8 protein-coding genes are annotated in these 14,061 nt (G+C 39.1%); 5 read left to right on the top strand and 3 right to left on the bottom strand.

Annotated elements, in window-relative coordinates; translation table 11 throughout:
• Nucleotides 1-54 precede the first annotated feature (54 nt).
• From J4051_RS10580 to J4051_RS10570, 3 genes are read right to left on the bottom strand one after another with little or no spacing between them, the layout of a single operon-like run.
• Complete coding sequence (locus tag J4051_RS10580) at nt 55-1,401, bottom strand: SusE domain-containing protein (protein WP_208233842.1); 1,347 nt, start codon at nt 1,399-1,401, stop codon at nt 55-57.
• Between the two features lie 12 nt (nt 1,402-1,413).
• The gene (locus J4051_RS10575) at nt 1,414-3,012 is read right to left on the bottom strand and encodes a RagB/SusD family nutrient uptake outer membrane protein (RefSeq protein ID WP_236027357.1); all 1,599 of its coding nucleotides are present in this window, start codon (nt 3,010-3,012) and stop codon (nt 1,414-1,416) included.
• A gap of 28 nt (nt 3,013-3,040) precedes the next feature.
• A complete protein-coding gene (locus J4051_RS10570) occupies nt 3,041-5,944 on the bottom strand; it encodes a SusC/RagA family TonB-linked outer membrane protein (protein ID WP_208233840.1) in 2,904 nt (967 codons plus the stop codon).
• A 285-nt stretch (nt 5,945-6,229) separates the two neighbouring features.
• Here J4051_RS10570 and J4051_RS10565 point away from each other — a divergent pair, with 285 nt between their 5' ends.
• The 5 genes from J4051_RS10565 (at nt 6,230) to J4051_RS10545 (ending at nt 13,974) form a co-directional block, all read left to right on the top strand.
• Nucleotides 6,230-7,270 (top strand): LacI family DNA-binding transcriptional regulator, encoded by a 1,041-nt coding sequence (locus tag J4051_RS10565; RefSeq protein ID WP_208233915.1) that lies wholly within the window; start codon nt 6,230-6,232, stop codon nt 7,268-7,270.
• A gap of 129 nt (nt 7,271-7,399) precedes the next feature.
• A complete protein-coding gene (locus J4051_RS10560; RefSeq protein WP_208233839.1) occupies nt 7,400-8,932 on the top strand; it encodes an MFS transporter in 1,533 nt (510 codons plus the stop codon).
• A complete protein-coding gene (gene pgmB, locus J4051_RS10555) occupies nt 8,925-9,581 on the top strand; it encodes a beta-phosphoglucomutase (protein WP_208233838.1) in 657 nt (218 codons plus the stop codon). The genes J4051_RS10560 and pgmB overlap by 8 nt, the downstream gene beginning before the upstream one ends.
• Before the next feature lie 195 nt (nt 9,582-9,776).
• Nucleotides 9,777-12,083, top strand: coding sequence for a glycoside hydrolase family 65 protein (locus tag J4051_RS10550; protein ID WP_208233837.1), 2,307 nt, complete (start codon nt 9,777-9,779; stop codon nt 12,081-12,083).
• A gap of 40 nt (nt 12,084-12,123) precedes the next feature.
• Nucleotides 12,124-13,974: a glycoside hydrolase family 13 protein gene (locus J4051_RS10545; protein ID WP_208233836.1), complete on the top strand. Its 1,851-nt coding sequence runs from the start codon at nt 12,124-12,126 to the stop codon at nt 13,972-13,974.
• Nucleotides 13,975-14,061 lie beyond the last annotated feature (87 nt).

Genomic DNA, 14,061 nt, shown 5'->3' with positions numbered 1-14,061 from the left:
TACTGAAATTAAAAAGGGCTGTCAATAATTAACAGCCCTTTCCTATAACAAAGATTACTGGACTTTGTTAAGCTTATAAGTATTATCAGAAAGATTCATTATTATACGATACATTCCAGCTGTTACAACAATATTATCGCCGCCAGCATCTAACGTTCCATCTGCTCCAGTATCTCCAAAATCAGAATCCCAAGTGTTGTTTAGTCTGAATTTGATTTCGCCATCAATCAAAGTGGCAATATCACCCACCCAAATATCTGGTTGTACTTCAGTTAAAGCAAAATCTGATCCGTCATTACCCCAGTCATTATATCCTGAACCGACAATTCCCCAAACGTCACCTGCTTCGATTGTATATTCATTGGAGTTGAAATCTAAAGTGATGGTGTAATGGCCAGGAGTAACCACAATATTGTCACCACCCGCATCCAATGTTCCATCAGCGCCGTTGTCACCAAAATCAGTTACCCATTGATTATTTTGTCTGAACTTGATTTCTCCATCTACCAGTCTAGCACCTACTTTAAATGTGTCAGTCAAATAGTCATAATAGAATTTAGCATCAGGCCCATCATTGCCCCAATCATTATAACCAGAACCTACAATTCCCCATGAAAATGGTTCCATAGTGTAAGTATTGTCATTTAGGTTCATTGTAATTTTATAATCACCTGCGGTAACTGCAATATTGTCTCCACCGGCATCGAGCGTACCGTCAGCGCCAGTATCACCAAAATCATTTGCCCAATCATTGTTTTCACGGAATTTAATTTCACCAGTCAATAAGGTTGCATAAGCCACAAACACATTAGCTGTTGATGTAGTGTAGAACTGACCGTCAAGCCCTGCGTTACCCCAATCGTTATAACCTGAGCCCACAATACCCCATGTAGATTCTGAAACACCACTACCACCTGTCGTAGCTTCTTGAAGCACTACTGAAATGGTTTTGGCATCAGAAAATATTTCCGTTGTGCTGCCTCCATCTCCTGCATAGGCACGAACTCTTACAGCGAAAGAACCAGTGTTTGGTTCTGGAGTTGCAGGATTATTATCTAAGCCAGCTTCAGTAGCGACCGCCATCATTTGACCAATGGTCATAGCAATTTCATTACCTGCGGTCGTTCCTACCAATACGGCATCACTAAAGTCGCCAATAATGGAACGCTGTAAATCATACGAAACGTTAGTTGGGACTCCGAAATCGGCGCTGTTCCAAGTAAAACGCTCTCCAAGATTACTTCCAGTTGATGCTGTTAAAATGTATTCTGACAATAGTGTATTTGTTAAAACAAATTCACCCGGTTCTTGAGCTATGAAAATGACATCGTCATCAGTTTCACAAGAATTTAGCCCAATCATGGCTAAAATAAATAAGCTTAATATTTTAAAATTTTTCATCTGTTTGTTTTTTTAATATCCTTGGTTTTGTTCTAAGTTGGTGTTGATGCCTAAATCTGTTGCAGGTAAAGGCATAAGGTCTCTGAATGCATCTGTTGTAGCACCCTGAGGTACGTTTCTTTTCCAAGGCCAGATGCCTTGATCAGAGAATTGACCAAATCTGATTAAATCTGTTCTTCTATGTGCTTCCCAGAATAATTCTCTTGAGCGCTCCGACAAAATAAAATCGAGCGTCAAATCGGCCTGATTTATATTGCCTGTGGTATTCCCATAAGCTCTTGTTCTTAATCGGTTGATATAGGTAACGGCATCAGCGGCAGTTCCGCCACCACCTCTAATAAAAGCTTCGGCGTACATGAGATAGGCATCTGCCAATCTGAACATTGGGAAGTCAGTATCAGGAAAATCTCCTGTAGAATCTGAACCCGGAGCGCCGTTGACGTCCACATTTCTAAACTTTTCTACCGCATATCCTTCAGTGAACGTAGAGGTGTTATTGATTTCTTTGGATTGGCCATCAGTGTAAAACAAGGCTCTTCCGTCAGCAGAGTTAGCTTCTCCAGGAAATTGCTCCACCAATGCAGATGTCGTCCTAAGACCGGCCCATCCACCGTTGATACCATAATCGGCAGGTTTCATACTACCTCCAACTGCAGCATGGATCAAGAAGGTCATTCCTCCAAAGGATTGTGTGTACAAACCATCAAAAGTGATTGGAAAAATAACTTCTGATTGCGCTCCATTAGTGTCATTATCCGCTAAAAACAGATGGTAATAAGGGTTGGTTGAGATAGTATATCCCGCTCCAATCACTTTAGTTGTATACGTAATGACATCTGCATAGCGTGGTGTACCGGTATAGACTTCAGCATTCAAATAAATCTTTGAAAGTAACATCCAAACCGCAGCTTGATCAGCTCTTCCATAGTCATTCTGTCTTGCTGCTACAATCTCATTTTCAATGGCAAGCAATTCTGATTCTACGTAGTTAAAAAGATCAGCACGTTTGATTTGTTCTGGAAGAAAGGCTCCGATCGGGTCTTCTTCTGTAACAAAAGGTACGTTTCCAAATAGATCCATAGCATGCCAGTAAGTTAAGGCGCGCATAAAACGTGCTTCTGCTCTATAGTTTTGGATTTCTGAACGTAGGCTGGCGTCGACCCCACGTGCATCTAATTTAGAATCAGAAGTCTGACGCAAAAACTCATTGGTCAATGCCACTTGATAAAATATTCTACTGTACATGGTTCGGATAAACTCGTTACCAGATGTCCATGTTTGTGCGTGCAAATCTTTAATGGTTCCATCATTCCATCCAACAAGAGCTTCGTCGGTGGTCAGTTCCTGCATGGACCAATACAAACGTAAATAGTTGGAAAACCCTTCGTCCAGCCCAGTTAAATCTGGGTTTCCTGCCGGACCTTCCTGGCCACTTACAGAAATTCCAGCATATAACTTAGCCAAAAAGGATTTATATGCGCCAGGCTCATCAAAGGCTACGCCAGAGGTGAGACGGTCGTCTTCTGGTTGTAAATCTAAATTGCTCTCACAGGATTGTGCAAACAGCACGATGGTGAAGGCAAGAAAGATATTTTTTAGTGTTCTTAACATAAGATTGTGTTTAATATTATTCATGATATTAAAATGTAAAATTCAGTCCCAATACAAAAGTCTGAGGCCTTGGATAGAAGTTACTGTCTATTCCATTGGAAATTTCTGGGTCCAAACCTTCGTATTTTGTTATGGTCAATAAATTGGTTGCCGTTAAAGACATTCTCAAGTTTATTTTTTCACCAGGAATTAAATACCCTAATGAAACGTTGTCCAACTTTACGAAATCTGCTCTATCGATATAATAATCAGAAAACAGATTTTGCTTTTTGAAATTAGTATCCAACACGCTTGAATGGGCATTTACATAATATTGACCTGGTGCATCATTGACCGTGGTAATATTTCCTCTATCCGAAGCAACGTTGTTGTACATGTAATTTCCAAAGCTGCCTCTAAACGTAAAGCTAAAATCTAAGTTTTTATAATTTAAGGTATTGGTGAATCCTACGTAGGCATCAGGAGATGCTTTTTTATAGGCTTGCTTATCCGCTTCGGTAATTTGGTTGTCACCGTTTACATCAACATAAGCACCTTCAATTGGTTTCCCGTCGGTATCATAAACTTGTCTGAACACAAAGAAAGTAGAGGGGTCTAAGCCTTTTCTCCACAATTGAATATTGTTACCGACTCCACCACTAACACCACCTTGAGCGATGAAAAAGTCTGGGTCCTCACCTAAGCTCAACTTTGTGATTTTATTTTCTTGAAAAGTCACGTTAAAGCCCATATCCCAATTGAAATCATCAGATCGCGCTAATGCACCATTTAAACTAAACTCAATACCTTTACTCAACACAGAACCTACGTTGGTAGTCAATAAGTCTGAAAGGTTTGAACCTGCAGCTGTTGGAATGGTTGCCAACAAGTCTGTAGTTTCTCTATAATAAGCATCTACGGTTCCAGTTAAACGTTCATTAAAGAAACCAAAATCTAAAGCAAGGTTGTATTGCGAGGTTTCTTCCCATTTAAGGTTTTCATCAAACTCTTCAGGACGCAACGTATTTATATATTGCGGAACGCCGTTGATATAACCAAATTGAACGCTCGCGTCTGATCTACCCGGTGTATAAATACCTAAATAACCATAATTATGACCGATTTCTTGTTGTCCTGTTTTACCCCAACCTGCTCTTAATTTTAAATTTGAGAAAACCGAATTTTGTAAAAACTCTTCATTGTTCATTTTCCATCCTATGGAAACACCTGGGAAGTTACTCCATCTGTTGTCTGGTCCAAAACGGGAAGACCCATCACGTCTAAAGGATAGGGACAATAAATACTTGTCATCAAAATCAAAGCTTGCACGTGCAAAGTAAGACTCCAGTGCATTTCTATTGATTATGGTTGGACGTTCCACCAATGCTCCTGAAGTTTCTGTTTCACGACGATCGGATTGAATGTAAAATTCCTGGTACGAATGCCCTGCTGTTAAATCAACATTTGTATTGATAGACTCTAAGGTCGTTTTATAATTGAAATAGAAATCCAATAAGGTGTTTCTATTTAAGCCTGTATAAAAATTCTGATAATTAAAACTTCCGGGATTCGTAGGGGTAGCAGCATTATACTGTTTGCCCGAAAGTTCAGAATAATCAATACCTGCATTCAAATTGAACTTTAAACCTTCCAAAAACGGTAAGTTATAATCGATATTGAAATTCGTAATATTTCTTTTGTTGCGGGCTCTGTTATTATTGTTTAGCAATGTAAAAACAGGATTGGTAAAGGCTAAACTTTGACCAGTGTACTGAAAGAAGGATCCGTCAGGGTTGTAAACACTGTGGGTAGGGTCGTAACCTACAGCCGCTCCAATAGCACCTTTGTCAGCATATTTGTTGTCATCCAAAATTCCTTTTGTAGTTAGGGTCAATTTCAGATTATTGTTTAAAAGACGTTTAACTGCAGAAAGGTTGATGGAGTTTCGTTCGTATAAATCGCCGGTTAAAACACCCTGTTGTGAGGTGTGGTTGATATTCGCGCGAAAATTAAAATTCTCATAACCTTCAGAAATGGTGATATTGTGAATCGCACCTACTGCGGTTTGATAGATTTGCTTCTGCCAGTTTGTACTAGAATTTCCTAGTAAACTGGCGTTAAGATTGGAATCTGTCATGGCAATAGCTCTAAACTCATCCGTAGAAAGTACATCTACATAATCGCTTATCGTAGCCACAGACGCTTTTAAGTCGTATTCTACTTTAAGCGGCGCATTGGTTTTTCCTTTCTTGGTGGTGATCAAAATTACACCGTTTGAGGCTCTCGAACCATAAATTGCCGTTGCAGAGGCATCTTTTAAAATCACAAAGTCATCAATATCATTTGGATTGATTGCGTTGAGTTGGTTTCTGACACCTTGCACGCCACGTTGGTCCAGCGGTAATCCGTCGACAACAATTAATGGTGAGTTGTTTGCGGATAACGAAGCGCCACCTCTAATTCTAATTTCGGAGCCACCACCCGGATCACCACCTCCAGATGTGATACGTACACCAGCAGATTTACCTGCCAGCAATTGTTCAGGAGATACAATAGCACCTTGATTAAAATCTTTCTCACTCACTTTTTCCACAGCACCTGTAGCGTCCTGTCGTGTAGTGGACCCATACCCAATCAAGACAATTTCATCCAATTGAGCGGTATCTTCCATAAGCACGACGTTCAATCGCGATTGTCCCGTATAGATGATCTCCTGAGGTTTATAGCCGACATAAGAAAACACAACAACATCACCATTATTTGCGCTGATGCTGAAGTTACCATCAAAATCTGTAGTAGTTCCTGTGGTAGTTCCTTTAATTAATATATTTACTCCCGGCAGGGGTAATCCGTTAGCTTCATCTGTTACGGTCCCAGAAACAGTGGTTTGGGACCACATCACTGAGGGTATCAAAAATACCAATAACATTAAGCTATTCATAAATGTTTTCATACACTATTTTTAAAGTTGATTGTATTAATAATTCACTTATATTTCCACTTCTTGGGTTAAACTTATGTAAATTATAATTGAAATTCAGAAATCTCATTGTCAGATTCTTAACGAAAACGTTTGCGTGTTGACAACTTTCCTGTCTTTTTGGAGAATATCTTAAATATAATCAAAAAATCGCCCAATTGGTAATAATGCCATACCTTTAATTTTCACTATTGGAATTGTTGTCAATTAGAATTAAATTATTGACATTTAAACACCTAGTTTTGAAGAGACGTTATGATGAAGAAGAAAATTACCTTAAAACAAATTGCTAGAGAGTTGGATGTCTCTATCTCAACCGTATCTAAAGCATTGAGAGATAGTGCTGAAATCAGCGAAGATACCCGACAAAAAGTACAAGCTTTTGCCAAGCTTTATAATTACAGGCCCAATAATATAGCACTAAGTCTTAAAAATCGAAAAACTAAAACCATTGGGGTTATTATTCCTGAAATTGTGCATCATTTCTTTTCTAAAGTCATCCGCGGCATTGAGTTGGTCGCAAACAAAAGAGGGTATAACGTGATTATAGGGCTTTCCAATGAATCCTTTGATAAAGAGGTGATTAACATGCAGATGTTGGCCAATGGTAGTATTGACGGTTTTATCCTCTCGATAGCAAAAGAAACATTACAACAACAAGATTATCATCACTTTAAGGAAACCATTAACCAAGGGATGCCCATTGTGATGTTTGACCGTATTGTAAATGAGATCCATTGCGATAAAGTGATCATTGATGATTTAAAAGGATCAAAAAAAGCCGTCTCAAAGTTGTTGTCCAATGGTTGCAAAAACGTGGCCATTATTACCACAAAGGACTATGTGAGTGTTGGTAAACTAAGAACTCAGGGCTATTTGAAGGCTTTAGAGGATTACGAAATTACTCCAGATACAGATTTGATCCTAAAAGTGGATGACGAACTTGTGTCTGAAGACCATTTGGAGTCTCTCGAGAAGGAGATTGAGGGGTTGTTTCAGAATAATAAAAACATCGATGGTGTTTTTGCAGTGAATGAGCTGTACGCCATTATCGCTATGAAAGTGGCTCGAAATTTAGGCTTAAAAATTCCGGAGGATATTCAGGTTATTGGCTTTACCGATGGCGTGCTATCTAAGCATGCTACTCCCAGTCTAACTACGGTCAATCAACATGGCCAGGAAATGGGAGAGGCAGCAGCAAAATTGCTGATAGACAATCTTGAGCGCGAGGATGAAGAGGAGCGTTATACCACAATTGTGATTGAAACAGAACTCGTTGAAAGAAACTCCACCAAATAAAAAAAAGTATTGTCCATTTAAAAACTTTACTATCTTTACCACATAATCAAAACTTTATTTTCACTTCTTACAAATAAGTTTTGATAAGTTTTATCGCTTATCAATAGTATTAATTTAAACATACTATAGATGAAAAAGCGTACGCTTGGATTTTGGGAAATCTGGAACATGAGTTTCGGATTCTTGGGAATCCAAATGGGTTTTGCCCTACAAAATGCTAACGTTAGCCGAATTTTCCAAACTTTAGGCGCTGAGATTGATGATATTCCAATCCTTTGGGTGGCTGCGCCATTAACGGGATTGATAGTTCAGCCTATTATCGGGTATTTAAGCGATAAGACTTGGCATTCTCGTTTAGGACGTCGGCGACCTTATTTTTTGATTGGCGCCATTTTTGCCTCCTTGGCCTTGTTTGTGATGCCCAATTCGCCCGTCCTTTGGGTGGCGGCAGGAATGCTTTGGATATTGGATGCATCCATAAATGTATCTATGGAACCCTTCCGTGCCTTTGTTGGAGATAATCTTCCCGAAGAACAACGTACCAAAGGTTTTGCTATGCAAAGTTTCTTTATTGGGATCGGTGCTTATGTGGCTTCCAAACTCCCATTAATGCTAACTTATTTTGGGGTGGCCAATACGGCGCCAGAGGGCATTATTCCTGATTCTGTAAAATACTCGTTTTACATTGGTGGTATTGCTTTTTTCCTGGCTGTTTTGTGGACAGTGATAAGATCGAAAGAATACACGCCTGAAGAAATGAAAATTTTTGAGGAACAGGAAAAGGAATTCAAACCCGTACGTGAAAGTTTTTCTGAAGAGTGGTACCAAAAAAACGGAAAATCACATCTCAACAAAGGACTCCTCATTTTGGCCGTGGGTTTAATCTCCAGTTATTTGGTTTATAATTACGATCTGAAAAAAGATCTTTATGTGCTTACTTTAGGACTGATCACTTTTGGAGGGATTGCACTTATTATTTCAGGGTATTTACAAACACATAAAACCAGAAATGGTTTTGTAAACATTGTGAATGATTTCCAAATGATGCCAAAGGTCATGAAGCAATTGGCATGGGTACAGTTTTTCTCGTGGTTCTCGCTGTTTTCTATGTGGATTTACGCCACGGCTGCGGTTACTGAACATATTTATCAAACCACCGATACCACCTCTATAGCTTATAATACGGGAGCAAACCAAGTGGGTGAAATGTTTGCCAACTACAATATAATCGCTGCTGCGGTCGCTTTCTTATTGCCTTTATTGGCAAAAGCAACCAGCCGAAAATTTACGCATTTCTTGGCATTGGTGGCGGGTGGACTTGGGATGATGTCACTCTATTTCATTACCAATCCAACAACATTCACCATAGAATGGTTGCCGATGATTGGCGTCGGAATTGCTTGGGCCAGTATTTTATCTGTGCCTTATGCCATGCTTTCAGGAGCGCTGCCAGCCTCCAAAATGGGCTATTATATGGGCGTGTTCAACTTCTTTATTGTGATTCCGCAGTTGGTGGCCGCTTCAATCCTTGGATTTATGGTATCCAAATTTTTTAACAACGAACCTATTTATGCCTTATTGATTGGAGGCTGCTCGATGATTTTGGCAGGCATTCTTTCACTAATGGTAAACGACAAAGTAAATACAATAAAACATGACTAAAAAAGCATTCATATTCGACCTTGACGGCGTGATTGTGGATACGGCAAAATACCATTTTCTGGCTTGGAGAAAATTGGCAAGCACTATAGGTGTTGATTTTACCGAACATCAAAATGAACAGTTGAAAGGCGTCAGCAGAGTCAAATCTTTGGAGAAAATCCTCGCTTGGGGAAATAAAAGCATCAGTGATGCTGAATTTACAAGACTTATGGGGCTTAAAAATGATGATTATTTGACCTATATCGATAAAATGGACGAACAGGAAATTCTTCCTGATGTCACCAAGACATTAGATTTCCTTAGGGATAAAAACCAGCACATCGCTCTGGGTTCTGCAAGTAAAAATGCAAGAATGATCTTGGAGAAAGTTAATATCCTCGACAAATTTGACGTCATCGTCGATGGAAATGATGTCACTAAAGGCAAACCAGATCCTGAAGTGTTTTTAAAATCAGCTCAACATTTAAATGTCCCTCCCGAACATTGCATTGTTTTTGAAGATGCGCTAGCAGGAATTCAGGCGGCAAACAATGCCGGAATGATTTCCATTGGTATTGGTGAAAAAGACATCCTTCATGAAGCCGATTATGTCTTTACCGATTTTACGGAAATTAGTATCGATTTTTTAAACGAATTAATCAGCAGATAGTATTAAGTACAAAGTATCAAGTACAAAGTATTAAGAAATAATAGTAATAAAAAGGAACAACTTCATTGCGACCCTTGCGAAAGACCTTGTGTCCATTGCGGTTAATAAAAATAAATAAAGAGAATTGGACAAATAGACTGATGGGTCTTCTAAAAGCGAAGCGGTCTTAATTCTAACATCTAACATCTATAACAAATGAATCAAAATTATATCGTACCAAACAATTGGTCCATCATTGAAGAGGGCTTTGAAGCCGATCGTGTGAAATCTTCTGAAAGTATTTTCAGTATTGGTAATGGTGCCATGGGCCAGCGTGCCAATTTTGAAGAGCACTATTCAGGTAAAACTTTCCAGGGTAGTTATGTGGCCGGTGTTTATTATCCAGATAAAACCAAAGTAGGGTGGTGGAAAAACGGATACCCGGAATATTTTGCCAAAGTACTTAACGCTCCGAATTGGATTGGAATCAATGTCACGGTCAACGGTGAAGCCTTAGATTTGGCAGCATGTAAAGAGGTTCGGAAATTCAGAAGGGAACTCAATATGGAAGAGGGTTGGTTGTCCAGAAGTTTTGAGGTAACGCTTCAAAATTCCATCGAACTTAAAGTTGAAACCAAACGATTTTTAAGTTTGGATATAGATGAGGTTGGCGTCATTCAATACAATGTAACGCCTTTAAATAATGATGCCCAAATAGTTTTTGAACCTTATCTCGATGCCGGAATCACCAATGAAGACAGTAATTGGGATGATAAATTCTGGAATATTTTAAGTGTTGATTCTGAAGATGATCAAGCGTTTATTGTGTCGCACACCATGATCACTAATTTTCATGTGTGTACCGCCATGCAGACGCAAATGTCTTTAAACGGGAACGTTTTAAATGACACCAAGGCCATCAAAAAAACTGATAAAACCATCGCTTTTGAATATAGTTCAAAAGTAAACAAGGGAGATACTTTGACCATGACCAAATTCGGCGGCTATACCGTGGATCGCTATCATGATAAAAACGACTTGGTTTCGATTGCAAAGAAAACCTTGACCAAAGCCTCAAAACTTGGTTTCGATCACATGCTTAAAGACCAAAAAGAAGCCTGGGCAAAAATTTGGAAGATGTCAGACATCACTATTGAAGGCGATGTCAGCGCGCAACAAGGGATTCGTTTTAATATCATGCAACTCAACCATACTTATTTAGGTAAGGATGCGCGTTTAAATATTGGTCCGAAAGGATTTACGGGTGAGAAATACGGCGGTAGTACTTATTGGGACACGGAAGCTTATTGTATTCCTTTTTATATGGCGACGAAAGATCAAGAAGTAGCCAGGAATTTATTGACCTATCGTTACAATCACTTGGAAAAAGCCATTGAAAATGCTGAAAAACTCGGATTTAAAGATGGTGCGGCATTATATCCAATGGTGACTATGAACGGTGAAGAATGCCACAACGAATGGGAGATTACCTTTCAGGAAATCCACCGTAACGGTGCCATCGCTTTTGCGATTTTTAATTACCACCGTTATACCGGCGATTTCAGTTATATCCCAGAAAAGGGATTGGAAGTGTTGATTGCTATTGCACGTTTTTGGAAGCAGCGCGCTACATTTTCGACGGATAAGAATAAGTATGTGATCTTGGGTGTAACAGGACCAAATGAATACGAAAACAACATCAACAATAATTTCCACACCAATTATATCGCACAATGGTGCCTTAATTACACTTTGGAAATCATTTCTAAAATGGAGGATGACTATGCTTCAGATTTGAAACGTGTGGTGGACAAAACAAAGTTATTAGATAGTGAACTATCAGATTGGAAAGAGATCGCTTCAAAGATGTTCTTTCCATATTCGGAAGAACATCAAGTGTATTTACAACAGGATGGATTTTTGGATAAGGAGTTGATTACGGTAAAAGATCTGCCAAGATCAGAGCGTCCAATCAATCAAATATGGTCTTGGGATCGGATTTTGCGTTCACCATATATTAAACAGGCAGATACGCTTCAAAGTTTCTATTTCTTTGAAGATCAATTTTCGATAGACGAACTGGAACGACATTTTGATTTTTACGAACCGTTTACAGTCCATGAAAGTTCTCTTTCGCCATGTGTGCACAGCATTCAGGCAGCAAAATTAGGCAGAATGGAACAAGCCTACCAGTTTTATGTGCGTACCTCAAGATTGGATTTGGATGATTACAACCACGAGGTAGAAGAAGGATTGCATATCACCTCCATGGCAGGAACATGGATGAGTATTGTGGAAGGTTTTGGAGGCATGCGCGTTGTTGATAACAAACTGTCCTTTGAGCCAAAAATCCCTAAGCAGTGGGATTCCTATGCCTTTAAAATCAACTTTAGGAATCAGATTCTTGAAATAAGCGTTGGTAAAACTGAAACGAAATTTGAATTGGAAGGCAATCAGGCTATGGATATTTTGGTCAATGGAAAAGTAGTGACCATAAATCCGAATGATGTAGTAACAGTCTAAGCTTATCGTTATCCGATTATAATTTCAAAAATGAGATAGAATGAAGAATTTATTGAGCATTTTAATACTACTTTTAAGCATGACACTTTTTTCGCAAGTAGAAAAAATAGAGCCTCCTTTTTGGTGGACGGAAATGCATAATCCAGAACTTCAATTGATGGTTTATGGTAAAGATATTGCGCAATATGATGTGGCTTTTTCAAACACAATTCAGATTACCGATGTTCAAAAAACCGAAAACCCAAACTATCTATTTGTAACCATTAATACCAAGGACATAAGCCCTGGCACCTATGAGCTTCAGTTTTCAAAGGACAATAAAATTCTTGAAACAAGGTCGTATGAGTTGAAATCGCGTCGTGAGAATTCTGCCTTAAGAAAAGGCTTCGATTCCAGCGATTTGATTTATTTGATTATGCCCGATCGGTTTGCCAATGGAAATCCTGATATCGACAGTACCGAAGACACTCTTGAAAAAGTGAATCGGGAGGAGCTTTCCGGACGTCATGGTGGCGATATTCAGGGCATCATTAACCATTTGGATTATTTGGACGATTTAGGGGTGACGGCAATTTGGAGCACGCCTCTTTTGGAAGACAATGAGCCCATTTATTCGTATCACACCTATGCACAAAGCGACTATTATAAAATTGATCCGCGCTTTGGAACCAATGAGGATTACAAGCGATTGGCATCAGAAATGCACAAGCGCGATATGAAACTCCTCATGGATTATGTGACCAATCATTGGGGAAGTAAGCATTGGATGATTCAGGATTTGCCAAGTAAGGATTGGATTCATTATTGGGAAAATGGTGAAAACGGGTTTCAAAGGAGCAGTTATAGAATGACGACGCAATTTGATTCCAATGCCTCTGAAGCCGACAAAGAAGCTTGTATGAATGGATGGTTTGATACGACCATGCCTGACATCAATCAGAAGAATCCATTGGTGTTGAGGTATATGGTTCAAAATGCCATTTGGTGGGTGGAGTTTGCTGATCTGGATGGGTTTCGTGTAGATACGTATTCATATAATGATAAAGATGGGATTGCTAAATGGACCAAAGCGATTATGGATGAATATCCTAATTTCAATATCGCTGGCGAAGTTTGGATGCACAATCAGGCACAAATGGCTTATTGGCAAAAGGACAGTAAAATAGGAGCTATTGATAATTACAATTCCCATTTACCAACCGTCATGGATTTTACGCTTCATGATGCCATTATGGTCATGTTTTCGGAAGATGAACAAGGTTGGGATAAAGGGATGCTCAGAGCTTATGAGAATTTTGTAAATGATTTCTTATACCCAGACATCAATAATATGTTTGTGTTTGCTGGCAATCATGATACCAATCGGATCAATGAAATTTATGGATCTGATGTCAATACCTATAAAATGATCATGACGCTTATTGCCACAGTTCGAGGGATTCCACAGGTTTATTATGGAGACGAATTGGGAATGTTGGGGAATAAGGATTTGAAAGGCGATGGCGATATAAGACGCGATTTCCCAGGAGGATGGGAAGGCGATCCTATGAATGCATTTACCACAGAAGGTAGAACTGCCGAACAAACCGAATATTTTGAATTTTCAAAGAAAGTTTTTAACTGGCGAAAATCGAAATCCGTGATACATACGGGTAAAACGATGCAATTTGTACCTGAAGATAATGTCTATGTTTATTTTAGATATAATACAGATGATAAGGTGATGATTGTGATTAATAACAATCCTGAAGCCCAAACTTTAAATTTGAAACGCTTTGGCGAAATGATTGGTACAGCCACGAATGGGAAGGAAATTTTGTCGGAAGAAAGAATATCATTGGAAGAATCTTTGACCATTGACGGAAAAACATCGATGATCATTGAATTTTAAATTCTCAAAAAATTTCACTAATTCCAACTCGCAATCCCCGAAGTTTTGCTGAAAATCAACCAACAAGGATTTACCTGTCCGCCGAAG

Source organism: Gelidibacter pelagius, assembly GCF_017581925.1.
Classification (GTDB): Bacteria; Bacteroidota; Bacteroidia; order Flavobacteriales; family Flavobacteriaceae; genus Gelidibacter; species Gelidibacter pelagius.
Note: the sequence above shows the minus strand (reverse complement) of the source record. Positions and strands in the feature narration are given on the sequence as shown.

Excerpts from the sequence above, each read along its gene's own strand:
- J4051_RS10560 (WP_208233839.1), top strand. The coding sequence starts at position 7,400 with ATGAAAAAGCGTACGCTTGGATTTTGGGAAATCTGGAACATGAGTTTC.
- J4051_RS10565 (WP_208233915.1), top strand. The coding sequence starts at position 6,230 with ATGAAGAAGAAAATTACCTTAAAACAAATTGCTAGAGAGTTGGATGTC.
- J4051_RS10570 (WP_208233840.1), bottom strand. The coding sequence starts at position 5,944 with ATGAAAACATTTATGAATAGCTTAATGTTATTGGTATTTTTGATACCC.
- J4051_RS10575 (WP_236027357.1), bottom strand. The coding sequence starts at position 3,012 with ATGTTAAGAACACTAAAAAATATCTTTCTTGCCTTCACCATCGTGCTG.
- J4051_RS10580 (WP_208233842.1), bottom strand. The coding sequence starts at position 1,401 with ATGAAAAATTTTAAAATATTAAGCTTATTTATTTTAGCCATGATTGGG.
- J4051_RS10545 (WP_208233836.1), top strand. The coding sequence starts at position 12,124 with ATGAAGAATTTATTGAGCATTTTAATACTACTTTTAAGCATGACACTT.
- pgmB (WP_208233838.1), top strand. The coding sequence starts at position 8,925 with ATGACTAAAAAAGCATTCATATTCGACCTTGACGGCGTGATTGTGGAT.
- J4051_RS10550 (WP_208233837.1), top strand. The coding sequence starts at position 9,777 with ATGAATCAAAATTATATCGTACCAAACAATTGGTCCATCATTGAAGAG.